The following is a 22,491-nucleotide window of genomic DNA, read 5'->3' as shown; positions in this document are numbered from 1 at the left end:
TCCCCTCGATCATCTGGGTGATGGCGGCGCTGGCCCTGCTGGTCCTGGCGGTCAGCGTGATGAACCCTGCCTTTGGCAATGGCGCAATCTCGACCAGTTTCGTCAAGACGCTGGGCAAGACGCTGTGCCTCTGCCTTGCCGCCCTCGCGATGGATATCGTCTGGGGCTATACCGGTATCCTGTCGCTGGGGCACATGGCGTTCTTTGCGCTAGGCGGCTACATGATCGGCCAATGGCTGATGTATGCCCGCACCGAGGAAATCGTGGTGCATGCGCTGGCCAGCAACCCGATCCCGCCAACGCCGCAGGAAGTGGCGCAAGGCGTGGCCACCCAGATCTTCGGCGTGGTCGGTGGATCGGACATGCCGGCCGTGTGGACCTTTGCCCATTCGCTGCCCGCTCAACTGGCGCTGGTGGTGTTGGTGCCCGGACTGCTGGCGCTGGTCTTTGGCTGGCTGGCCTTCCGCAGCCGGGTAACGGGGGTTTACCTGTCGATCCTGACGCAGGCGATGACGCTGGCGCTGTCGCTTTACCTCTTTCAGAACGACAGCGGCCTGCGCGGCAATAACGGGTTGTCGGGGCTACAGAACATGCCCGGGATGCGCGGCACCTCGCAGGACCTTCTTTCTGTGTGGTTCTTCTTTGCCTCGGCACTCGCGCTGGCGCTGATCTACCTCGTGCTGGTGCGCGCGGTGGCGGGCAAGTTCGGCTCGGTCATCCGGGCGATCCGCGATGACGAGGCGCGGGTGCGGTTCCTTGGCTACCCGGTCGAAAGCTACAAGCTGACGGTCTTTGTCGCCACCGGTGTGATCTGCGGCATCGCAGGCGCGCTTTATTATCCGCAGGCCGGCATCATCAACCCGGCCGAACTGGCGCCGATCGCCTCGATCTACCTCGCCGTTTGGGTCGCCATCGGCGGGCGTGGCCGGCTTTATGGCGCGGTGATCGGCGCGGCCTTCGTCTCGCTTTTGTCGACATGGTTCACCGGCGGGCGGGTCCCGTCGGTGCCGCTGGGGTTCTACACGATCGACTGGGTCGACTGGTGGCAGGTCCTGCTTGGGCTGGCCTTCGTCGCGGTGACGCTGTTGGCGCCCAAAGGGATCGGTGGGTTGTTCGACCTCGCGCAGGGCCTGCGGACACCTGACCGCAAGGGCGCGCCACTGGGGCCCGAGGACGGATCGCTGCAAGAACAGGAGGCCGTGGAATGAGCACGCTTCTTGAGGTCTCCGGCGTCTCCGTCAGCTTCGACGGGTTCAAGGCGATCAACAATCTCAGCTTTTCCATCGGCCCGGCGGAACTGCGCGCGATCATCGGGCCGAACGGCGCGGGCAAGACCACCTTCATGGACATCGTCACCGGCAAGACCCGGCCCGACAGCGGCACTGTCACCTGGGGCGAGCGCGGCAGGTCGCTGCTGCGCATGTCCGAGGCCGCCATCGCCCGCGCGGGTATCGGCCGCAAGTTTCAGCGCCCCACCGTGTTCGAAGACCAGACGGTGGCCGAAAACCTGATCCTTGCCCTCAAGTCACCTCGCGGTGCCGGCGCGGCGCTGCTGTTCGGCCTGACCGGCCCGGGGCGCGCGCGCGTCGCGGCACTTGCAGCCCAAGTGGGCCTTGCCGAAGCGCTGCCGCGCAAGGCGGGCGAGCTGTCGCACGGACAAAAGCAATGGCTGGAGATCGCCATGCTGCTGGCGCAGGAACCGCGGCTGCTGCTGGTGGACGAACCCGCCGCCGGCATGACGTTGGCCGAACGCGAAAGGACAACGGCGATGCTGGTCGAGATCGCGCGCACGCGTGCCGTCGTCGTGGTCGAGCATGACATGGACTTCGTGCGCCGGCTGAATTGCCGGGTCACGGTGCTGCACGAAGGCGCGGTGCTGGCCGAAGGCAGCCTTGATCACGTCACCGGTAATCCGCAGGTGATCGACGTTTACCTGGGGCGAGGCTGATGCTGCAAACCCGCGGTCTGACGCTGCATTACGGCGGCTCGCAAATCCTATACGGCATTGATTTCACGGCCAAGGTCGGCGAGGTCACCTGCATCATGGGCACCAACGGCGTGGGCAAGACCAGCTTTCTCAAGGCGCTGGCAGGCACCCATCCCCGTTCCGGCGGCGAGGTGATCCTGAACGGCGAAAGTCTGGGCAGGCTGAGGCCCCAGGACATGGCGCAGCGCGGCGTCGCGGTGGTGCCGCAGGGCCGGATGATCTTTCCCCTGCTCAGCGTGCAGGAAAACCTCGAGACAGCCTTCGCGGTGCTGCCCAAGGCAGAGCACGTCGTGCCTGACGAAATCTACGACCTGTTCCCTGTGCTCAAGGAGATGACGCGGCGGCGCGGCGGTGACCTGTCGGGCGGCCAGCAACAGCAACTGGCCATCGCCCGCGCGATGATCATGAAGCCGAAGGTGTTGCTGTTCGACGAACCGACCGAAGGCATCCAGCCCAATATCATCCAGCAGATCGGCCAGGTTATCGATTACCTGAAAAAACGCGGCGATATCGCGATCGTACTGGTCGAACAGTATTTCGATTTCGCCTATGCGCTGGCCGACCAGTTCTATGTGCTGCGCCGGGGCAGCGTGGTGATGCAAGGCCGCAGCGATGAGATCAGCAAGGACGCATTGCGCAGCGAAATGTCCGTGTGAAAGGCGGGAACGGTTGCCCCGCCGAACCACGGGCGCCGCGGATCATCGCGGCATGTTGCGTGCTCTCGCAACCTTGACGCGGCGACGGTGCTGCCTTGTTGAGACGGCTATCGACAGGAGAGGAAGAACAGCGCAGGACTTGTGTCGGCGGAGTCAGGGGCGGCGCGCCCCTGCCCTTCGCTTCATCGCACAGGTTTGCGCTTGTTCGCATCCGCAGCACCGTGCTAACGTTCAAAACTGAACGAAGTACAGGATTCCATGACCTTCGTTGAAGTTGAGCCAAGGCGCCGCGCAGGCAGTCCTTGTGCGGTAGCCTGCCAGCCTTCCATCCAGCCATGACCAGCAATCGCAGCAAATTGCAGGAAGACACGCATTTCCGTGTGCTTCACCTGCTTGAAAAGAACCCAGAGATGTCGCAGCGCGAGCTGGCGCAAGCCGTCGGCATCAGCGTCGGGGCCACCCATTACGTGCTGAACGCCCTAATCGAGAAAGGCCTCGTCAAACTCGCCAATTTCACCGCCGCGCAAGACAAGCGGCGCTATGCCTACGTGCTGACCCCCCGCGGCATCGCCGACAAGGCCGCCATCACCAAGCGGTTCCTAGCCCGCAAGCTGGAAGAATACGAGGCACTGCGCCAGGAAATCGAAGAGATCCGCCGCGAGGCGGACGCTAACGACACGGCATCCATCGGGGTATCCAGGTGATGGTTGGGAGTTTGCGTTATCGGGCATTCGGGTTGAAAACGTCTTGAAAAGAGAAATTCAAGACGATTTTCTGATCAACGAAATCAATAACTTAGATGCAAGATGACCGCCCTGGTTACGATTGCGCGGAATACATCGCTGCACCTCTGCATCGGTGCGGGCATGAACGCGTACTTCACTTTGCATTCTGCGAGAAGCGCGCGCGCCCATAGTCCTCGGATCAATAGCGGACAAAGGTCTCGCCCTCTCTTCAGATATCGCGCGTCTCTGATACACGGGCCAGTTCTCGCTTCAGCCGACGGTTTTCGGCCTCATGATCCACGCCAGGGTTCCTGGGTGCTGGATCGCGAACAGCCTGAGCCACTTGCAGAGCGAATGCCTGCTGCCACCCAATCGCCCGAACACGATAGCTTCGCACCGTAATCTGATGCGCCGCATCACGCTTGAACTGGTCGCTGCAATTGCGTGTTCCCTGTCGGCTTCCTCTCTGCAAAGTTAGGGGTCAAAGCGTCTACTAATTTAGCGGCACCTCATATGGCGGCCTGCTGGACGCCGGAAACTTCGTGCGCACGCTGTCGGAACCTTTGGGCCAGCAGGCAGGCTCGCCCGGCAAAATTGCCCACCGGCTGGGCTTCATCGGTCGCGACGCGCTGCATGCGCTGGCCGACCTGTTCCGAAAGAACCAGAACGAGCAGAACCTGGAACACCTCGACAGCAGCTAGACGGGGATCGAGCGCGATTTCCTGGCCGAGTCGATGAATTTGCCAATATATATTTCCCCCCATTGATCCATTCGACGGAGTCGGCGACTTAATTGGGCGGCATCTGCAACCAAATCGCGCCCGAATGAACCAAGGCGTTTGGAAGTGATTAACAACTGGGCAGGATTTTGCCTGCCTTGCAGCCCGACTGGGAAGCCAAAGACCAATCATTGAATCTGGCATACACCTGAGATAAACACGTTAACAGTTTGTTAAGTCTGTCAGGGCCTCACGGTATATCAGGGTCCACCAATGATCCGGGGGGTGACCATGCGTGAAGCGATCGAGGATTTCGCGATCAGTGAATCTGCGCAGCGTGAGCTCAAAAGCCAAACTGCAGGGACCTCCCTGTACGCATCGGTCGGCAAGCGGATATTCGACATTGCGTTCGCCCTCGCTCTCGTGCCTGTGGTGGTGCCTGTTGTCTCGGTCGTTTGGTTGGTCGCAAGGAAAGACGGTGGTCCAGGCTTTTTCGGTCACAAGAGGGTCGGCAAAGACGGCAAGGAATTCATCTGCTGGAAGCTCCGTACGATGGTCCCTGACGCGGAAGAGGTGTTGAAGGATTTGCTAGCCGCCGATCCAGGCGCCGCGAAGGAATGGGCGGAAACCCACAAACTTCGCAAGGATCCGAGGATCACTCGGATCGGAAGAGCCCTGCGCAAAAGCAGCCTCGACGAACTTCCCCAACTCTGGAACGTCCTGCGCGGCGACATGAGCTTCGTCGGTCCGCGTCCAGTGCCGCGAGATGAACTTCGCAAGTATGGAGCGGCGATCCCGGCCTATTGCAGTTTGCGGCCCGGCATCACAGGCCTGTGGCAAGTCTCTGGGCGCAACGATGTATCCTATGACGACCGCGTGGCGATGGACGTCGGTTACGCGTCGCGGTCCAACTTCCTGCTCGATCTGTGGATCATCATCGGCACAGTTGGCGCAGTTTTCCGCCGCACTGGCCACTGATTCTGCTTCGCCGACTACTCGCGCAGGTCAAGGGGGGGTTACTCCGACCCGTCACCTTCAACTTGTCGTGTAACCGTAATAGCCCGAGTACCGGTAGTCGGCCGACTTTCCCTCGAAACAATTGAGCGATGTTACAATGACCGCACCTTTCGAGATCGACTCCTCGAGTTGCTCGTAGGCAGTGCGCACATCGGCCTGACGCGCCATGCCGAAGCGTACGCAGAGCACGACCGCGTCGGCAAAGGGGGCGATGTATCGGGCGTCAACAACCGGGACCAGTGGCGCGGTGTCGATGATGATGACATCAAAAGACTTGCGGGCATCGGCGATCAGGTCGGCAAAGGCTTGCGTCTGGAGCGGCGCGTCAGTTGGGATACTGCTCCGTCGACGTCCAAGGATCAGGCCAAGCGTCGACTTCGGATCCGCTGCGAAACAGTCAGCATCTTCATAGCCCGCATCACTGGCTGTCAAGTATTCGAGGATACCCGATGACGTCTCGACACCAATGAAGGTGTGCTGATTAGGCTTGCGCAGATCGGCGTCAATTAGGAGTGTCCGTTTTCCGGCCAGAGCATAAGTGCGGGCCAGCGACAGCGCGTCGGTCGACTTGCCCTCGGCGGGGATCGACGAGGTGAAAATGATCACCCGGCCGATGGCCGGCGTCGCCGGAATCTGCCTGTCGATGGTCGCCCGAAGCTTGCGGAAACTTTCCGCAAAAAGAGACATCGGTTCGTCTGCGACCTTGTCAGCAAAGGTGATCTGGGTCCCTGTCAGTGAAACCTTTGGCACGACGGCGGCAACCTTGGCGGGAACGATGTTGCCCAGCTGCGCCTCGGACGTGACACCGCCGAAGAGGTATTCATTGGAAAGCGCAAGGCCCGCGCCTACCCCAAGGCCAAGCACCAGCGCTAGCGCCAACACCAGCTTGGTATTGGGATAGGATTTCGCTTGCGGCGCCAGCGCCTGAGAGACGACCCGCGCATCTGCCACTTGCACCAGCGCCTGCGTCTGGACGTCGCGCAGGCGGGTCAACAGGGTGTCGTATTGGCGCTGGGCGATTTGGGCATCTTGCTGCAGTCCATAGATGTCGGCCAGGGTTTCCGGCGTGAGGGTCGAGTTCAGCACCTCGTCGCGGATCGACTTGGTGATCTCGGTGGTCGAATCCTTCTCGGACTGAACCGACTTTTCAAGCTCCGATATTTTCTGCTGCCCGGTCTGAGTAAGCTGCTTGTTGATTTCAGCGAGGCCCGCAGCAATGTCGATCGCCGCGGCGCTACCAGGCTGGGCGCCGGCCAACTGCTGTTCGAAGGTGCGCTTCTGCTGGGCCAATTTGGCGATGGTCTCGTCATTGACTTGAGCCGCCAGCTTGTCCCAGTCGCCGTTCTGGAGCGCCGACTTGGCAAGATCAGTAGTCTGCGTGATTTGGGCAATCTGTTGGGTGGCGTCCTGTAACTGCGTGCGCAGTTGGCCGATCTTGGCCGAGCCAGTTTCGGCCTGCAGCTGATCGAGATGGCTCTTGATATAATTAGTTAAGGCACCGTCCGAGGCGGCAAGCTTTTGACGCGCTTGTGCCAGTTGCCCCTGCAGCACGTCACCGGCGGCGAGCGAAGCGTCAACTTTTGAGGAGACTTGATCGGCAAGATAGGTCTTGGCATGTTCATTTGCGAGATCGGCGGCGCGCTGAGGGCTTTCCGACGTGACCGAGACCGAGATCAGGTACGTCAGTCCGAGGCGCCGGACCGACAAGGCATGATCGAACTTGGACAAGGCAGCCTGCAGGACGGCATCGCCCTCAGGATCCGGTGGTGGGCCGAAGCCTAGTGCGATCTTGATCCTGTCGAGCGTTCCCAGCGAGCGCCCGAACTCATCGGTCAGATAGAGTTTGCTGTCGCGGATAGTCTTGATCGCAAGGCTATCGGATTTCAGGATCTCGACCTCGCTCTCGATCTTGGCATTGTCCGAACTGTTGTTGGTCATGGCCGCGTCCGGGGTCAGCAAGTTCTTGCCAGCGGGATCGACCATCAACAGCGTCGTCGCGGTGAAAAGCGGCGTCGCCTGGGCGAGATAGATCAGCGCAGCCCCAAAAATGATGCCGACAGTCAACAGGATCAGCCGAAGCTGTCTGCGGAAAATGCCGAGGATATCGAGAATATTGATAACCTCGTCTTGGTCTTCCTTCATTGGATTTTCCTGCAATTTTCCGCTCTGACTTAGACATGGAGGCTGTTATCACCTGCCCGGCATAATGAAAATACGAGACCTACAGGAACGAGATCGATCCATCGGGTCCGGTGATCTTGAGGGTCGAGAGGCGACCGGTCATATAGGCGCCCGTGTCTATGTTGATTCGTTTTTCCGTTACTTCAGGATTGTCGACAACGTAATGACCGTGAACCAGAAGCCCATCGCCATTCTCGCGCGCATCTTCATCGCCTCTTCCCCACAGGATCACGTCAGATGACTGCTTCTCGGGCGGCATGCCGAAATCGTAGGCAGCATGGGCAAAGCAGATATCGCCGACCAGCAACCCCAGCGGCAGGTCCTCCAGGAAGGCGCGATGTGCCCGCGGCAGAACCGCATCGATATCGCGCGCGATCTCCCGCAATCGCCCGCGCGAGTTCGAGTCGATGCCGACCTTGACCCCGTAGGAGCGCAAGGTTTCGGCCCCGCCGAAGTCCAGCCAGTCGGCATTGGCCGGCGGATCGTCGAGGAAACGCAGGAACATGTCCTCGTGGTTGCCGCAGACGGTCAGCCTGGTAAAGCCTGCCGGGGCCGGGCTGGAGAGGTGGTCCATCACCGCGGCGCTGTCGGGTCCGCGATCGATCACGTCGCCCAGGGCGATAATCAGTTTCTGGCCCGACAGGTCCGCGCCATCGGCCAGAATGCGGGCCTCGGCCGCGCGCAACTGGTCGATGCAACCGTGGATATCGCCCACCGCGTAGATCGCGGCAGGCAGCGCTGGCAGCTTCAGAAAGCGCCGTGGCGGCCGGGCCGCAACCGGATCTGCGCGAAACAGACCCATCATTCGCCTGATCCGCGATGGCCGAAACGGACCACGCCCAACGCGAGGATCGCCAGGAACAGGTAATCATTTCCGGCCATTTCTAGGCTGAAATCCACGGTCGAATGGACCGCGACCGTCACTGTCGCTCCGCAGGCCGCCGCCGATGCCGCGAACGCCTTTGACCGGCGCCGCAGGTTGGCCAGCGACTGCAGCCCGCCGGCCGCCACCACGATGATCGGCAGGCTACCCCCGATCAGCCCCAGTTCGACCCAGTTCGACAGATAGGTATCGTGGGACCTGTCCCAGACAAGGTCGGGCGAGAGGCTGGCCTGGTGGTAGAGTTCGAAGGCGAGCGGGAAGCTGTCGAAGCCAAACCCGGTCAGCCAGTGATCCCGCAGCATCGGCAGGATCTGCCGGTAGAGTTCGAGCCGGACTTCGCTGCTGACCGAGGCGAACAGCGCGCGCTGCACCACGACTTGGCCGCTCAGGACCAGCAGGACAAGTCCCAGCCCGCCAAAGACCACCAGCAGCCGCACTGCCGTGCGCCCCTTCGATGCGCCGCTCTTGGCGTCAAGCAGAGCATATGTCACCGCCGCGCCAAGAAACGACGCGAAGACCCCCATGCGAGACGAGGTGGCCAGCAGCGTCACCGCGATGATGGCCAGCACGATGCCAAGAAAGATCAGCTCGATCTTGCGCGGAGTCAGGCTGTTGCGGCCGGCCGGCACGCGGGTCTGCGGGGCGGCGGCAAGGTGGCGCATCGCGGCCACGCCAAGGCTCAGCCCCATGCCCAGGAACGTCGCGAAAGAGTTGCGGTTAACGAAAACCCCGGTGGCGCTGCCTAGATAGGCGGTCTTTTCACCGAACAGCGAAACATCTCCCAGCGGCCCCAGCAGCGCGAGGCCAAGCACCGCGTGCGCCGCCACGCCGAGAAACAGAACCATCAGCATCCGCGATTGCCGCCGCGCGTTGCGGGTGACGGCAAGGAAGGTGGCAAAGAAAGAGGCATAGCCGGCCCAGCGAACGGCGCCCAGCCAGGTTGCGCCAGTGGTCATGGTAAAGGTTTGCGGCCGCACCGCCTCGGGCAGGGTGGCCCAGGTCCAGCCGCCCAGCGGGACAAGTTGCAGCGCGATCACCGCCAGCACCAGCACGCCCGGCACTGCGATCCAGGGATGCTGGCGCAGCGGATGGCGGCGTTCGGGCACCAGTTGCCAGGTCAGACCCAGGTGCGTGATCAGCAGCAGTGCCGAGACGAAGGTCAGCACCAGCCAAGCCAGCGGCGCGTTGCCGCCGCGCGGTACCGCCGCCAGCAGCGCCACGGCCACCAGGCACCAGCCGATCGTTGTGTTCACCCGGCTGGCCCCGCGCGACGATCGCGTGCCTTGCGTCTCGTCAAGCGCCACTTCCTCGAAGACCAGCGGCTCGACCGGTCTTGCAGGGGTGGCCTGCCGCGCGCGCGCTTCCTGCTGCAGCCTTTCGAAATCGATCACTGAGCCGTCTCCGCCTGCTTCCTGGTTCGGACAAGCGCCAGGAAAGCCCGCTGGTAACGCCCATCCTGCCCTTGCATCGTCTGGGCGAACCAGTCCTGCCATTTGGGATAGGCCAGGTAGAGATCGGCCAGGTTGGGGCGATAGGTACTGCTTTTCAGCAAAATGCGCACATCGGTTGCATCCAATTCATCAGGAGACTGACCGTCGAACTGGTAAAAGAAGAAACTGGCAATCAGCCGCCGGGCCCTGATCCAATTCTCGCTCTGCGCGAATTGGGCCGAATATCGGCGGGATTCCGCCGCCTTCTCCGTCTCGCGCAGCGTCATCAGCGACACCGCCCGCGCGAGGTGTGCGATGGCCATGGTCGGGTTCTGGGCGAGGATCGAATCGGCCCTCGCCAGGCAGAGGTTCGCGGCGATGTCGCGGCTGGCCGTTGGGCTGAGCATGGCCTCGATCGTCACCTGTGACGACTCGCACATCTGCATCTGCGCGATCGAACCGGAAAGCGACTGCGCCTTTGCCAGGTTGACGGCGCCCTCGACCGAGAGGTCCCGAAAATGGCGTCCCTCGTCGCGCAGCACACCATATTCACCCGGCATCAGCGAAACCGCACCAGCCAGAAGCGCAACCGCGAAGAGTGCAAGAATGATCCGTGCCAAGGCCTAACCCGTCCTGAACAAACCCTTTGTGCAGGTTCCGGGACGATGCGCAACCGGCACCGTCAAAGCGCGTTCCAATTATGGCTTTTCCGTGTCGCGCTGATTACCCGTCAAGTTGCCCGCGGCGATTACCGACTGCCTAATTGGAAGGCGGGCCGCATGATTATTGCGACACGTTACAACAGTGTCATGAATTGGGGCAAGAAAGGAGCAGCAATACGCCGAATGCGTTCCATGCCGGCCTTGATCTTCATGTGCATGTGTGGGACACAACATCATGATTTTCGCTCGAGAGTGGTATGCCATGAAAAACCTTGCAGTTGCAGCTGTCGTCAGCGCCGCCGCCGTCTTCACGACCCCGACGTTCGCTTGGGCTGCCTACGACGCGGCTGCCATCAACACGATTGTTGCCAGTGCCTACGCCCAGTGCGGCGTCAATCCGACCACCTGCGCCGCCCAGATCGAGGCCGCTTTGAACACTTACCTTGCCAATAACCCGGGGGCCGACCCGGCCGGCGTGAATGTCCTGGTGGGTCAACTGGCCAACGTCGCGATCAAGGTTGCCGCCGCGCACCCGGAGGTCAGGGCCTCGCTTGCGACGGCGGTGTCGACGATCGCGAACTCCAGCTCCGACCCCGTGCAGAAGCAGGCGCTTCAATCGACAACGACGCTGATCAGTTCTGGCTCGCAAGAGCAGCTGACGTCGGTCGCCGCCACCGTTAAGGTCGCCAGCCCGAACGGCTGAGCGAACCGGCCGCGGTTTGGATGGGAGGTCCGCGACGGGAATGCCGCGGTCGTTGAACCGAATTGACTACTTCCAAGATTGAGTGACGCTGCCATGCGATCCTATCCTTGCGGCCTTGGCCATTTGCGTTACCAATCTGTCGCACATCTTCACACAGACAGGCCCGACCGCAGTGCCGGGATCGACAAGATGCGCCTGAGGCGGGGCGCGGTTCTTGCTGCGTCAGGCTTTTGGCCAGGCAAGGCCAAGTGACCATGAGCCTCGAGATTCACCCTGTTCTGCTATGCGGGGGGGCGGGAACGCGGCTTTGGCCGCTGTCTCGCAAATCCTATCCGAAACAGTTCGTCCGACTCATCGGCGAGGAGAGCCTGTTCCAGGGATCCGCGCGGAGGCTGTCCGGGCCGGACTTCGCGCCGCCCATCGTGGTGACCGGGGCCGATTTCCGCTTTGTCGTGACCGAACAGCTTGCCGCGCTGGAAATGGCGCCCGCCGATATCCTGATCGAGCCTGCCGCGCGCAACACAGCCGCGGCGATCTGCGCGGCGGCACTAACGCTAGATGCCCGCGCGCCCGGTGCGCTGATGCTGGTGGCGCCTTCGGACCACGTGATTCCCGACGTCGACCGGTTTCAGGCCGGCGTCGCCGCCGCCGCGCCCGCGGCCCGCGACGGCCAGTTGGTCACCTTCGGCATCCGCCCCAACAGAGCCGAGACCGGCTATGGTTGGCTGGAACTGGCCGCCGCGCCCGACGCCGCCTTTTCCGCCACGCCGCAGCCCTTGCGCGCCTTCGTGGAAAAGCCCGACGGCGCCGCCGCCGAACAGCTCCTTTCGGGCGGGTTGCACCTCTGGAACGCCGGTATCTTCCTCTTTTCCACCACCGCCGTCCTTGCGGCCTTTGCCGAACATGCGCCTGAGACGCTGGCGCAGGTGCGCGCCGCCCTTGACGCGGCCGTCACCGACCTGGCCTTCACCCGCCTCGCCGCCGGGCCGTGGGGCGCGCTGCAAGACATCTCGATCGACTACGCGGTGATGGAGAGGGCCGACAACTTGGCCGTGGTCCCCTATGGCGGCGCCTGGTCCGACCTCGGCGACTGGCAGGCCGTCTGGCGCGAAACCGGGCCTGATGCCGACGGTGTCGTCGCCCGCGGCCACGCAACAGCGATCGACTGTACCGACACGCTGTTGCAGGCCACCAGCGAGGCGGCGCAGCATGTCGTGGGGATCGGGCTGAAGGACATCGTCGTCGTGGCGATGCCCGATGCCGTTCTCGTTGCCGACAAGACCCGCGCGCAGGAGGTCAAGACCGCGGTTGCCGCCCTCAAGGCCAACGGCGCCGCGCAGGCCGAAACCCTGCCGCGCGACTACCGGCCCTGGGGCTGGTACGAAAGCCTGGTCGTCGGCCCCCGCTTCCAAGTCAAGCGGATCGTGGTGCATCCCGGCGCGGCGCTGAGCCTGCAAAGCCACCACCACCGCGCCGAGCACTGGATCGTCGTCGAGGGCACCGCAAAAATTACAATCGACGAATCGGTCAAGTTAGCGAGTGAGAACGAGTCAGTATATATCCCGCTCGGTGCTGTGCACCGCATGGAGAACCCTGGCAAGGTTCCCCTGACGCTGATCGAGGTGCAGTCTGGAACGTATCTCGGCGAAGACGACATTATTCGCTACGAGGATGTCTATTCACGCGGTCAAGGAGCAAAAGGCTAACGATTAGTCAAATCGGGGGCAAAGCCGTGCATTCGTCCCGCCGGAGAGTTGCCGCAATGTAGCAATTTCGTTAAGGGATCAACCAAGCAATCTTTACTCAATTCGCAAAAGGATGGCCTTCAAGATGACAAAGACAGCGTTGGTGTGCGGCGCGGGCGGCTTTATTGGCGGCCATCTCGTGAAACGGCTCAAGAGCGAGGGGTTTTGGGTCAGGGGGGTGGATCTCAAATTCCACGAACACGCCGAAACCGCTGCCGACGATTTCGTCATCGGCGATCTGCGCGACCAGAATTTCGTGCGCTCCATCATCGATCGCCGGTTCGACGAAGTTTATCAATTGGCTGCCGACATGGGCGGAGCCGGTTATGTCTTCACCGGCGACCACGACGCCGACATCATGCACAACTCGGCTATGATCAACCTCAACGTCCTGGACGCCTGCCACAAGCGCAACATCAAGCGGGTCTTCTATTCGTCTTCCGCCTGCATGTATCCCGAGCACAACCAGCTCGACCCCGACAATCCGAACTGCTCCGAGGAAAGCGCCTATCCAGCGAATCCCGACAGCGAATATGGCTGGGAAAAACTGTTCTCGGAGCGGCTCTACCTCGCCTACAACAGGAATTACGGCATGGAGTGCCGCGTTGCACGGTTCCACAACATCTTCGGTCCCGAAGGTACTTGGGAAGGCGGCAAGGAAAAGGCCCCTGCAGCGCTTTGCCGGAAAGTCGCCGCTGCCGACGATGGGGGCGAGATCGAAGTCTGGGGGGACGGTCTACAGACCCGGTCGTTCCTTTATATTGACGAATGCCTCGAAGGCGTGCTGCGGTTGACCCGTTCGGACGATTTCGAAGGGCCGGTGAATATTGGCTCGGAAGAGATGATATCGATCAACAACCTCGCCCGCATGGTCATTGGGATATCCGGCAAAGATCTGAAGATACGCAACATTCCCGGCCCCGAAGGCGTGCGCGGCCGCAATTCGGACAACCGGCTCATCCGCGAGAAGCTGGGCTGGGCCCCCAACGAACCGCTCAAGGCTGGAATCGAACGGGTCTACGCTTGGATCTCCGGCGAGGTCGCACGGCGCCACAACCGGCAATGACGGAAGCGCAACGGGGGGAAAGGGAGTCTGCTCTTCCCTGCCGCACATGGCTTGCAACAAAGCGGCCATTCGATGTCTCAGACAAGGGCGTGTTCAATGCACATTCTTCTGCATGACTTCGCAGGTCACCCGTTCCAAGTCGAGCTGTCCCGCGCACTTGCCGCACGCGGCCATCGCGTGACACACTCGTGGTTTGCCCGCGACAGCGGGCCAAAGGGCGAGATGGTTCGGCGCGACAACGACCCGCAAGACCTCTCGTTCCTGCCTATGGGCGAAGACGTCGACTACTCGAAATCGAACTTACTGAAACGGCGGGCGGGCGACATCGCATATGCCCGTACGGTTCGGTCGTGGATCGAAGAAGCTCGGCCTGACGTCGTACTCTCTGGCAATTCACCCACGGAAGTGCAGGAAGCTATCCTTGCTGGAGCTGAAAGAGCCAGCGCCGGCTTCATCTATTGGTGTCAGGATTTCTACTCGATTGCCGCCTCCCGCCTGCTTGAGCGCAAACTTCCTGGTGTTGGCCATGTTGTCGGCGCCTATTATCGCCGACTGGAAAAACGCCAGATGCGCCGGTCCGACAGGATTGTTCACATAACCGATGCTTTCTTCGAAATTACAGATGAATGGGGTATCGCGCGCGACAAGATCTCTGTGATCCCGAACTGGGGCGCGATCGATCAGATCCAAATGATGCCGAGAGACAATGCGTGGGCCCAAACTATGGCTCTTGGTTCAGGCAGACGATTTCTTTACTCGGGTACGCTGGCTCTAAAGCACAATCCAGCCCTGCTCGAAGCGCTGGCCCAGTCCCTTTCGGACCCCGACGAATTAGTGCTGGTGTCGGCCGGGGTCGGGGCCGACAAACTGGCCGACAAGATCCGCGAAAGGACGCTACAGCGAATGCGAATCCTTCCGCTGCAACCGTTCGAGGTCTTCGCAGAGGTCTTGGCCTCGGCCGACGTCTTGCTAGCGGTGATCGAACGGGATGCCGGCACTTTCTCAGTGCCGTCGAAGGTTCTGAGCTACCTCTGTGCTGGCCGACCGATTGTGTTGGCGGCCCCGCATGACAATCTAGCAGCCCGCATCCTGCTACAGACCGGAGCCGGCAAGGTAGTTGAACCCGAGGACATTTCAGGCTTCGTCGCTGCGGCCAAGGCATTCCGCAATGATCCCGAACTTGCCGCGGCCGCTGCCGCCACTGGACGGGCCTATGCCGAGGCCAATTTCGATCTCTCTCGCGTGACCGACCGATTTGAAGAAATCATCAGGGAAGCTGCAAGTGTTTGAACACGAGGGAAAGCGCATCTACATCGCAGGGCATCGCGGCTTGGTCGGCGGCGCTATCCTGCGCCGATCGCAGGTGCAGGGCGCTGGGGTTGCCACCCGCAAGCATGACGCGCTCAATCTGACCGATCAGGTCGCCGTGCGCGCCTTCATGGCAGCCGAGCGCACAGAGGTGGTGATCATGGCCGCGGCGAAATTCGGCGGCATCCTTGTCAACGACACCTACCCCGCCGATTTCATCTACGAAAACCTGATGATCGAATGCAACCTGATCCACCAGGCCTTTGCCGCCGGGGTGCGGCGACTGCTCCAGTTCGGCTCATCCTGCATCCACCCCCGCGCCGTGACGCAACCGATGCGCGAGGACGCGCTGCATTTCGTACTCCACAAAATGCAGCCAGCAGGCCCGGGCTGGTCCGGGCGAGGTGGCTTCAGCGCTCAGGGGTCCAAGTCCGGGCTGGCCTCGGCTCAGAGAGGGGCGCCCCATGGCGTTTGAAAACCTGTTAGACCACGCAGTTGTAAGTCGTTCTGCAATTCTGAGGAAGGGTCTTACCTTCGCCCAAGAACCAATGGCCCTTCTGAAGCGTCTCGCCACCCCTCCTAGCGCCTATCATGCCCGCCCGCCGGTCTTTGCAAATTCTGTGCCCAAGAGTGGAACGCATCTGTTGCTGCAGATCACCCGGGCGTTGCCCTGCTCGCGTTACCTTGGCCGCTTCATCGCCACTTGCCCCTCACTTACACTGCGCGAACGCAGTCCGGTGGCACTGTCGCGTCGAATCGCCAAAGTGCTGCCCGGGGAAACGCTCGGGGCGCATCTTTACTATTCTGCAGAAGTTGCGGAGGCCATGTCGCGACTTGGAGCCTTGCACCTTTTCATCTACCGTGACCCTCGCGATGTGATCACGTCAGAGACATTCTACCTTGCCCAGATGAACCGCTGGCACCGGATGCATAAGTATTTCAAAAAGCTACCGGATAACGCTGCCCGTCTAGCGCTTTCACTCGACGGACTGGACGAGCGATACCCGGAGGCTAACGCGCGGCTTCTTCCGTATGCTGGCTGGATACGAGCACCGGGCGTAGTCCCAATACGATACGAAGACCTGACCGGAGAGTGCCAAGCCAAGGAGATAGAGCGAATTGTCGAGGCTTGGCGTGTGCAAGGAGGGCGCACAGACTCTATCGACGACCTTGTCGCCCGTCTTATTGCCGCAATCGACCCCGAGCGGTCGCACACCTTCCGCGAGGGAGGTACCGGTAAATGGCGTCGTCGGTTGACTGAGTCAGAGGCCGAAGCCCTGACGTCACGGCTTCGCCCATCTCTGGAGGCCTTCGGCTATGCCAAATGAAGGAACGGTTATCTATTTTGATATGGGGAGTTAGACCAGTCGGTCGATGCTCCGACGTGTCTGCTTGGAACTCGGGTGGCACGGATAGACGTGACTCTACCTCCGGTATCAATGCCCAGTTGCAACAAAGATGTTAGGAAAAGAATAATGTACGGCTTGGATATCGCAATTGTAGGTGCCGGGGCTATCGTCGAGAAGTTCTACCTCCCGGCCCTTGCAAAGCTCAGGGGGAAGGTTCGCCGGATTGGTGTGATCGACCTTAATTTGGCGCAGCGTGAGATGATTGCAACTGCGTACGACTTAATCCCATTTGGGTCGCTCGAAGCGGCAGCTGCTGCGGGATTTAGGGCTGCAATCATCGCGGTGCCCAACCGTTTTCATGCCCCAGTTACGCACGAAGCGCTTCGACTCGGAATGGACGTGCTGGTCGAGAAGCCGCTCGCCGACAGCCACGATGAGGCGAAAGAGATGGTGGATCTCGCAGCAAATGCTGGTCGCATCCTCGCCGTTAACCAGACACGCCGGCTGTTCGGTACGTCGCGTTTCATCCGCGACGCCATAGCTGCAGGTACCTATGGAGAGTTGAGGTCCGTGCGCTATGAAGAAGGTGCGCCGTTCAAATGGACCTCGGTCGACGGAGCATATACCCAAACCAATCTCGGCCGTGTGGGCGTTATCGCCGACCTCGGAAGCCATGTGCTGGACGTCATCGCTTGGTGGACCGACGGCATGGTGGGGTTGGTACGGTGCAGACATGATGGTTGGGCGGGACCTGAAGCTTTCGCCCATATTGAGCTTGGCGGAATGGCCGAGGCCTCAGTGAAGATCTCGCGTCTAGGGCGGATGAATAACTACTTCGAGGTGCAATTCGAGGACGCGCGGCTATTCGGTGACATCTATAATTGGTCGTCCATCAATATTGAACAGCAAGGGCACCTGACCCGGGAGACGATTGACACCCAGGCAAAAACATATGCCGACATGGGTGACGTTCTACTCACGGATTTCATCGCCGCGGTTGCCTGCAGCAGAGATCCGCTGTTTCCAGCAGAGCGAAGCATCGCGGGAATGAAATTGATCGACGACTGTTACAATCGGGCCGAAAAGTTCGAGTATGGATGGTATGCGCCATCAAACATGCCAGGTAACAAGGAATGATGACATGAAAGTTCTAGTGACGGGAGCAGGCGGTTTCATTGGCGCCTGGGTGGCGGAATATCTTCACCTTACCGGCCTAGCGTCACCGCGGCTAGGGGTCCGCAACTCAACAGCGCTTGTTCGGACGTCACGCTTTGGGATGAAAGACGTGGCGATTGTCGACGTCATGGACCGTCAAGCTCTCGAAAATGCGCTCGAAGGGATTGATGCGGTACTCCATTGCGCCATGATCCCCCCTGCCAGCGAAAGTGAGGCCGCCAGGACGATCGTCGAAGCGATGCGAGCCAAGGGCGTTCGTCGTTTAATCTACCTCTCCTCGATCGCGGTATATGGTGCAGCTGAGGGCAATCTGACAGAAGACACCCCCCTCCCGACGCGGGTAAACCCCTATGCCAAAGGAAAACAGGACGCAGAGCGCGTTCTGCTTTCGGCAAAGGGCATCGACGTTACCCTCTTGCGCCCGAGCCTTGTGCATGGACCCTATGGAAAAGTCTGGACTGAGAACGTTGCACGCCGTGTAGTCTCGGGCCGCTGGGGGACACTAGGCAAATACGGTGAAGGAACCTGCAATCTTGTGTACGCACCAGACGTCGCTGAGGCGATGATCGCCTGCGTCGAGAGCCCGGCCACGATTGGCAAAGCTTACAACTTGAACGGAACGGAGCAGGTCAGCTGGAATGCATATTGGAGCCGCCTGTCTGTTCTACTCACGGGCAAGGAACTACCGGAAATCGACCCGCGGCCGGTGATGCGCCGTGCGCGCCTGCTGATGCCCATTCGTGAACTAGGAAACTTCATGCTTCGCCGCAACCGAGCTTTAGTCATGAACCTATACGCTGCCAACCAAATGACTCGTAGTGTTTTCAAGGCGACTGAAGGCAACCTTAAGCTGTTCCCTTCACTCGAGGAGATGGAGGGCTACGCGCGCGTGACTCGTTACATAGGCGACCGGTTGACGGCTGACAGCGGGTTCACCCCAAGAACGTCCTTCGAGAAGGCAACAGAGTTGAGCGCGGAATGGCTGCGCCTAATTGGCGTGGTCTGAAGGCTGAATGTCCCAATTCGCCTCCTCCGTGCGAGGGTTCAGTCTCCCGCTGTTAGCGCGCGTCTTCGGACTCTTGGTCCAGACAGCCGTTGGCTGGCTGACACTGCATTATACCTCATCAGCGGAGCTCGGGCACTATTATGTCTTCGTGGCCTGGACATTGACGTTGGGCTGGGTCCTTGGCTTTGGGCTGCCAGAACAAGCGATGCGTATCGTAAGCGTGGCATATTCCGGCGTTGGCCAAACACAGGCGCGTAGCCTCTGCTTGACGGCACTGTCGCTTTCGCTCGCCTCAGGCGCACTCACATTCTTGGTGCTCAAACTCGCCGTCAGTATACCAAGTGAGCTTAGAATAATATTCCCATCAATGACTGGAGCGATTTGGTCGCCAAGCGCTTTGCCAGAGCCTGTCATTACCGCCTTCGGCGTAACCGGGCTCGTTGGCAGCCGAGTAGCAGCGCAGTTGCTGAAATCGTGTCGTTTGGTGACCTTGGGCCTCTATACAGAATTCGTTATTCCTTTCACACCACTGGTGATCGGAGCATGGTTCTTCGGAGAATCGAGCCGTCTTGACAGTACCCATCTCATTTGGCTTCACGTTTTGGGCGGATTCCTTTCCATTTTCAGTGCGATAGTCGTGCTCACACACCATATTAGGAGGACGGTTCCCGGAAAATATGCCCTGCTAACAGCCGTCCGCCAATTGCTGCTTGGAGTCGGTCCACAGTGGTTTGCTGTGGCGATGCAGAGTATTCTCCTAAACGCACCACTGATTGCTGTTTCAATCCTCGCAGATGCTGCTGCTGCAGGGATATTTGGTCTTTGCATGCGGCTTGCCGCCATATCAATGATCGGAACAGACGTAATCATAGCGATCCGTGGTCCCTCCTTTGCAGAGTTTCACACCAAGGGCGAGATTCAACTCCTACAGCGCAGCTTTTCGGCGAGCCGCCGCGCTGCTGTCGCACTAGCAGTGCCCATCACGATTCTCTTGATCGTATTTTCGCAGCCAATTCTCAGATTTTTCGGCGTCAAGGAAGTGGCTTTTGCACAGGAGATTCTTATCGTTCTGCTCTTAGGGCGATTGATTTATGCTTTTGTTGGCCCGGTAAGCTATTTCCTGTGGATGATCCGCGCCTTCCGCGAAGAGATCGTTGCCACCGTAGCAGCCCTGACGATCTTGGTTTCCGGCACTTTGATAGTCGGTAATCTTTCATTTAAGAATCCGACCTTCGCCTTGTCTGTCCTGACTACTGCAAGTCTCTCAGTCCGTTTCGTTCTGCAGTTCTTCTTGGCGGGGCGTAAGACTGCAGCGGCAAATCTAGATCCCAAAAAAGGAGACTGATGGTGTTCCAGAAGGCCGTAATTCTAAGCCGCTTTATGCCATGGCCCTCAGACACTGGCGCTTTTTTGTACTCCGCCTTCATTGCTGAACTCGTTGCTCAGATGGCCGCAGAAACGGTGCTCATTGCAGCAGAGCATCCACGAACAGTGGCAATAGCACCCCGCGGGATCCGCGTGGTTTCCGCACCGGCTCGCAAAGTGTCGGCGATGCGGTACTTCAGCTCGAGTCTGCCCTATGCCGCATTGCAAATGTTCACGCCTGAACTCCGAAACTGCGCAAAGGCCGAACTCGCCGAAGCTGACCTCGTCGTGCTCGACCATATTGGTTCGACTTGGGCCCTGGATCTTGCTTTCGCAGACCGCACAAGTCGATCGAGGATCGTGCATGTCGCGCACAACGTCGAATCCGATACACGTCGGAGCGCTGTAGGTGCTGGTGGGCTGCGAGGTGCCTTCGCCCGTTTCGATACTACGCGTATTGAGCGGTTCGAGCACGAACTTCTCCATCGCTCGGACGCGGTTGTTTGCATCAGCGACGATGATTGCCAACGCTTTCATCATCTCGGCGCGACTGCCTCCCTTTTGGTAGTTAATCCGGTCTATCCGGGTAATGCACGCTTCGTGCCATTGACATCTGAAACACCCCGCCGGATCGTACTTATAGGTAGTTTTCACTGGCGTGCTAAGCAGCAGAATCTTTGGCGTTTTTTGGCCGCGCGTGCCAGTGTTCCAGAAGCGCGCGACATTGCTGTTCGCGTCGTAGGGTCAATCCCGTTTGCGCTCCGGCGCCGCATACTGGACAAGTATCCCGAGATTGAGGTTATCGGACCGGTACCAAGAGTCGAAGACCACCTCAATGGATGCCGAATTGGCGTAGTCCCGGAAGTGGAAGGTGGTGGCTTCAAACTAAAAGTCCTCGACTATGTCTATTCTGGTCTCCCAATCTTTGGCCTCCAGAACGGGCTGAGGGGACTGCCCTTGCGCCACGGCAAGTCAATGAGAGCTTTTGATTCGATGGATATGCTTTGGCGCGGTATCGCGGAGTGGATTGACGACACCAAGTCTCTCCACGCCTTGCGCCAAGCTGCGCTTGGCGCGTTTGAGGCTGGCCACGACAGCCGGCATTTGCTGGATGATCTAACCCAATTTCTGGAAGGCTAAGGCATGGCTGATGCGACCGCTTGGACCGGAGTAAACGAACCCAACACCAACGGCGTCGGCAGGCTTGGTAGGGCGCTCTTGCTATGGTACATGTTTGTAATCTTCAGCGTTTTTAGCTTACGCGTTTCAGGATTGACAGTGACCTGCTTTTTTGCAGCACCCGCAGCCGCAGTCATGATGTTTCGTAACTTGCAGCAGGTATCAGCGCGGGAACTCTTGCCGCTTTTCATTCTATGGATCGTGGCTGTCGTGTCGGTTTTCCTCGGCTACGATACCAATTTTTTCAGCGAGCGCACTTCGTCATTGCTCTTGTTCACCTATTCGTTGGTAATGGTTTATGGGCTGAGACTGGAGATCGGGCGAGCGACCCGCGCCGACATCGCTTGGCTGTCAGGATGGCTCATGTGGGGCATTCTTGCGGCCGCCACTCTGGAGGTGCTCGGGCCGTTGCGCACGATCTCCGATGCATTCAGGGCATGGAACTCCAACATCGTTTATGCGTCGGACTCCCGCGACCTAGTACTAACCGGTTTCCTGAGGCCGAAAGTATTCACCCAGGAGCCTAGCTACGTTGCGATCGGACAGGCGGTTTTCTCATACACTTGGTACCTAACTACCAGATCGCGCGACCGTATTGGACTTTTTATTCTGGTTACACTCGCCACATTCTATCTGGAAAGGAGTCCGATTTCGGCAATTTCAATGATCCCAATAGCGACGTCTGCATTCACTGACCTTGCCGCCAAAAGGCGTGGCTTGCGGCAGGTCATCGCCATGTATCTCGCAGGGCTCTTGGTCTTGGTCGCCCTCTTAGTTGGCGGATTCGCCCTTCAGGCAATTCTTGAAGCCCGAAATCAATCAAGTGGTTCTTTCGGTGACCAGAGCCTGATGGTACGCATTCAGGCTCCCCCGATGACCGCCTTTTTAGTTTTCCAGAAAGCACCGCTCTTTGGAGCTGGCATTGGAGGTCGGGACGCAATCGCCAGCGAAGTGCAATACGTTTTTGACCGTCTTGGCATCATCCCAACCTTCTTGAACTCCGCTGTCGCGGATGCGATCCCAAACGCTTTCTGGGAGCACTGGATCTATTTCGGTGTGCTCGGCGGGCTGACTGCCGGTTTCGCGATCGTTTCCTACTTCCGAATGCTTTGTGGCCGGCGGTGTGGAATAGCTTGGATATTCCTCTTGCTTCTATCGAATAGCTTTGGAGCATACACAACTCCACGTTTCTGGAGTTATGCGACCCTAGTCCTGATAGCTACGTCCGCATCGCGCCAAGCGACTTCAACCCGTTTTTCGGATCGGAGCTGACTTAGGTGTCATGTGGCAAGTGCGCGTCGCACAGCTGAGCCGATTCTTGACTCTAGATTTTT

At 59.8% G+C, this 22,491-nt stretch carries 20 protein-coding genes and 2 pseudogenes; 17 read left to right on the top strand and 5 right to left on the bottom strand.

All coding sequences use genetic code 11. The features are described 5' to 3' along the window. Window positions 1-20 precede the first annotated feature (20 nt). The 4 genes from GC146_RS11905 (at window position 21) to GC146_RS11890 (ending at window position 3,347) form a co-directional block, all read left to right on the top strand. The gene (locus GC146_RS11905) at window positions 21-1,208 is read left to right on the top strand and encodes an urea ABC transporter permease subunit UrtC (protein ID WP_291840703.1); all 1,188 of its coding nucleotides are present in this window, start codon (window positions 21-23) and stop codon (window positions 1,206-1,208) included. Further along, the gene (urtD, locus tag GC146_RS11900; RefSeq protein WP_291838704.1) at window positions 1,205-1,948 is read left to right on the top strand and encodes an urea ABC transporter ATP-binding protein UrtD; all 744 of its coding nucleotides are present in this window, start codon (window positions 1,205-1,207) and stop codon (window positions 1,946-1,948) included. Before GC146_RS11905 ends, urtD begins: the two co-directional genes overlap by 4 nt. Beyond that, window positions 1,948-2,643 (top strand): urea ABC transporter ATP-binding subunit UrtE, encoded by a 696-nt coding sequence (gene urtE, locus GC146_RS11895; protein ID WP_291838701.1) that lies wholly within the window; start codon window positions 1,948-1,950, stop codon window positions 2,641-2,643. The genes urtD and urtE overlap by 1 nt, the downstream gene beginning before the upstream one ends. A 335-nt stretch (window positions 2,644-2,978) precedes the next feature. Continuing rightward, window positions 2,979-3,347 carry a MarR family EPS-associated transcriptional regulator gene (locus tag GC146_RS11890; RefSeq protein WP_291838699.1) on the top strand — a complete coding sequence of 123 codons (369 nt, stop codon included), beginning with the start codon at window positions 2,979-2,981 and terminating at the stop codon, window positions 3,345-3,347. A gap of 253 nt (window positions 3,348-3,600) precedes the next feature. Here the strand turns inward: GC146_RS11890 and GC146_RS11885 are convergent. Continuing rightward, window positions 3,601-3,840: pseudogene (locus tag GC146_RS11885) on the bottom strand (IS3 family transposase); the annotation flags it as partial. Window positions 3,841-3,910: 70 nt separating this feature from the next. Here GC146_RS11885 and GC146_RS11880 point away from each other — a divergent pair. Together GC146_RS11880 and GC146_RS11875 are read left to right on the top strand one after the other, a co-directional pair. After that, a complete protein-coding gene (locus GC146_RS11880) occupies window positions 3,911-4,069 on the top strand; it encodes a hypothetical protein (protein ID WP_291838697.1) in 159 nt (52 codons plus the stop codon). A gap of 309 nt (window positions 4,070-4,378) precedes the next feature. After that, a complete protein-coding gene (locus GC146_RS11875) occupies window positions 4,379-5,065 on the top strand; it encodes a sugar transferase (RefSeq protein ID WP_291838695.1) in 687 nt (228 codons plus the stop codon). Window positions 5,066-5,122: 57 nt separating this feature from the next. Here GC146_RS11875 and GC146_RS11870 read toward each other — a convergent pair whose 3' ends face one another. From GC146_RS11870 to GC146_RS11855, 4 genes are all read right to left on the bottom strand, one after another. Further along, on the bottom strand, window positions 5,123-7,246 hold the full coding sequence (locus tag GC146_RS11870; RefSeq protein ID WP_291838692.1) for a GNVR domain-containing protein: 2,124 nt from the start codon (window positions 7,244-7,246) through the stop codon (window positions 5,123-5,125). A gap of 79 nt (window positions 7,247-7,325) precedes the next feature. Next, a complete protein-coding gene (locus GC146_RS11865) occupies window positions 7,326-8,090 on the bottom strand; it encodes a metallophosphoesterase (RefSeq protein ID WP_291838689.1) in 765 nt (254 codons plus the stop codon). After that, the gene (locus GC146_RS11860) at window positions 8,087-9,559 is read right to left on the bottom strand and encodes an O-antigen ligase family protein (protein ID WP_291838686.1); all 1,473 of its coding nucleotides are present in this window, start codon (window positions 9,557-9,559) and stop codon (window positions 8,087-8,089) included. Before GC146_RS11860 ends, GC146_RS11865 begins: the two co-directional genes overlap by 4 nt. Then, a complete protein-coding gene (locus GC146_RS11855) occupies window positions 9,556-10,218 on the bottom strand; it encodes a hypothetical protein (RefSeq protein WP_291838683.1) in 663 nt (220 codons plus the stop codon). The genes GC146_RS11860 and GC146_RS11855 overlap by 4 nt, the downstream gene beginning before the upstream one ends. Window positions 10,219-10,495: 277 nt before the next feature. Here GC146_RS11855 and GC146_RS11850 point away from each other — a divergent pair, with 277 nt between their 5' ends. The 11 genes and pseudogenes from GC146_RS11850 (at window position 10,496) to GC146_RS11800 (ending at window position 22,429) form a co-directional block, all read left to right on the top strand. Next, a complete protein-coding gene (locus GC146_RS11850) occupies window positions 10,496-10,963 on the top strand; it encodes a hypothetical protein (RefSeq protein ID WP_291838680.1) in 468 nt (155 codons plus the stop codon). A gap of 254 nt (window positions 10,964-11,217) precedes the next feature. After that, window positions 11,218-12,669, top strand: coding sequence for a mannose-1-phosphate guanylyltransferase/mannose-6-phosphate isomerase (locus GC146_RS11845; protein WP_291838677.1), 1,452 nt, complete (start codon window positions 11,218-11,220; stop codon window positions 12,667-12,669). Window positions 12,670-12,781: 112 nt separating this feature from the next. After that, window positions 12,782-13,774 (top strand): NAD-dependent epimerase/dehydratase family protein, encoded by a 993-nt coding sequence (locus GC146_RS11840; RefSeq protein WP_291838674.1) that lies wholly within the window; start codon window positions 12,782-12,784, stop codon window positions 13,772-13,774. Between the two features lie 96 nt (window positions 13,775-13,870). After that, window positions 13,871-15,064: a glycosyltransferase gene (locus tag GC146_RS11835; protein WP_291838671.1), complete on the top strand. Its 1,194-nt coding sequence runs from the start codon at window positions 13,871-13,873 to the stop codon at window positions 15,062-15,064. Next, a pseudogene (locus GC146_RS11830) lies at window positions 15,057-15,434 on the top strand (NAD-dependent epimerase/dehydratase family protein); the annotation flags it as partial. The gene GC146_RS11835 and the pseudogene GC146_RS11830, both read left to right, overlap by 8 nt. A 112-nt stretch (window positions 15,435-15,546) precedes the next feature. After that, window positions 15,547-16,410 (top strand): sulfotransferase domain-containing protein, encoded by an 864-nt coding sequence (locus GC146_RS11825; RefSeq protein WP_291838667.1) that lies wholly within the window; start codon window positions 15,547-15,549, stop codon window positions 16,408-16,410. Window positions 16,411-16,557: 147 nt separating this feature from the next. Further along, entirely contained in the window at window positions 16,558-17,568 is a 1,011-nt protein-coding gene (locus tag GC146_RS11820; protein ID WP_291838664.1) for a Gfo/Idh/MocA family oxidoreductase, read from the top strand. Further along, the gene (locus GC146_RS11815; RefSeq protein ID WP_363241509.1) at window positions 17,525-18,613 is read left to right on the top strand and encodes an NAD(P)-dependent oxidoreductase; all 1,089 of its coding nucleotides are present in this window, start codon (window positions 17,525-17,527) and stop codon (window positions 18,611-18,613) included. Before GC146_RS11820 ends, GC146_RS11815 begins: the two co-directional genes overlap by 44 nt. A gap of 73 nt (window positions 18,614-18,686) precedes the next feature. Further along, window positions 18,687-19,958 carry a hypothetical protein gene (locus tag GC146_RS11810; protein WP_291838660.1) on the top strand — a complete coding sequence of 424 codons (1,272 nt, stop codon included), beginning with the start codon at window positions 18,687-18,689 and terminating at the stop codon, window positions 19,956-19,958. Beyond that, complete coding sequence (locus tag GC146_RS11805) at window positions 19,958-21,118, top strand: glycosyltransferase (protein WP_291838658.1); 1,161 nt, start codon at window positions 19,958-19,960, stop codon at window positions 21,116-21,118. The genes GC146_RS11810 and GC146_RS11805 overlap by 1 nt, the downstream gene beginning before the upstream one ends. Before the next feature lie 3 nt (window positions 21,119-21,121). Then, window positions 21,122-22,429 (top strand): hypothetical protein, encoded by a 1,308-nt coding sequence (locus tag GC146_RS11800; RefSeq protein WP_291838655.1) that lies wholly within the window; start codon window positions 21,122-21,124, stop codon window positions 22,427-22,429. Window positions 22,430-22,491 lie beyond the last annotated feature (62 nt).

Source organism: Limimaricola sp., assembly GCF_016125575.1.
In the GTDB taxonomy this organism is placed as follows: Bacteria; Pseudomonadota; Alphaproteobacteria; order Rhodobacterales; family Rhodobacteraceae; genus WGLM01.
The sequence above is the reverse complement of the archived record's forward strand: the minus strand, read 5'-3'. Positions and strand labels throughout refer to the sequence as shown.

Excerpts from the sequence above, each read along its gene's own strand:
- GC146_RS11905 (WP_291840703.1), top strand. The coding sequence starts at position 21 with ATGGCGGCGCTGGCCCTGCTGGTCCTGGCGGTCAGCGTGATGAACCCT.
- urtD (WP_291838704.1), top strand. The coding sequence starts at position 1,205 with ATGAGCACGCTTCTTGAGGTCTCCGGCGTCTCCGTCAGCTTCGACGGG.
- urtE (WP_291838701.1), top strand. The coding sequence starts at position 1,948 with ATGCTGCAAACCCGCGGTCTGACGCTGCATTACGGCGGCTCGCAAATC.
- GC146_RS11890 (WP_291838699.1), top strand. The coding sequence starts at position 2,979 with ATGACCAGCAATCGCAGCAAATTGCAGGAAGACACGCATTTCCGTGTG.
- GC146_RS11875 (WP_291838695.1), top strand. The coding sequence starts at position 4,379 with ATGCGTGAAGCGATCGAGGATTTCGCGATCAGTGAATCTGCGCAGCGT.
- GC146_RS11870 (WP_291838692.1), bottom strand. The coding sequence starts at position 7,246 with ATGAAGGAAGACCAAGACGAGGTTATCAATATTCTCGATATCCTCGGC.
- GC146_RS11865 (WP_291838689.1), bottom strand. The coding sequence starts at position 8,090 with ATGATGGGTCTGTTTCGCGCAGATCCGGTTGCGGCCCGGCCGCCACGG.
- GC146_RS11850 (WP_291838680.1), top strand. The coding sequence starts at position 10,496 with ATGATTTTCGCTCGAGAGTGGTATGCCATGAAAAACCTTGCAGTTGCA.
- GC146_RS11845 (WP_291838677.1), top strand. The coding sequence starts at position 11,218 with ATGAGCCTCGAGATTCACCCTGTTCTGCTATGCGGGGGGGCGGGAACG.
- GC146_RS11840 (WP_291838674.1), top strand. The coding sequence starts at position 12,782 with ATGGCCTTCAAGATGACAAAGACAGCGTTGGTGTGCGGCGCGGGCGGC.
- GC146_RS11835 (WP_291838671.1), top strand. The coding sequence starts at position 13,871 with ATGCACATTCTTCTGCATGACTTCGCAGGTCACCCGTTCCAAGTCGAG.
- GC146_RS11825 (WP_291838667.1), top strand. The coding sequence starts at position 15,547 with ATGGCGTTTGAAAACCTGTTAGACCACGCAGTTGTAAGTCGTTCTGCA.
- GC146_RS11820 (WP_291838664.1), top strand. The coding sequence starts at position 16,558 with ATGTACGGCTTGGATATCGCAATTGTAGGTGCCGGGGCTATCGTCGAG.
- GC146_RS11815 (WP_363241509.1), top strand. The coding sequence starts at position 17,525 with ATGGATGGTATGCGCCATCAAACATGCCAGGTAACAAGGAATGATGAC.
- GC146_RS11805 (WP_291838658.1), top strand. The coding sequence starts at position 19,958 with ATGGTGTTCCAGAAGGCCGTAATTCTAAGCCGCTTTATGCCATGGCCC.
- GC146_RS11800 (WP_291838655.1), top strand. The coding sequence starts at position 21,122 with ATGGCTGATGCGACCGCTTGGACCGGAGTAAACGAACCCAACACCAAC.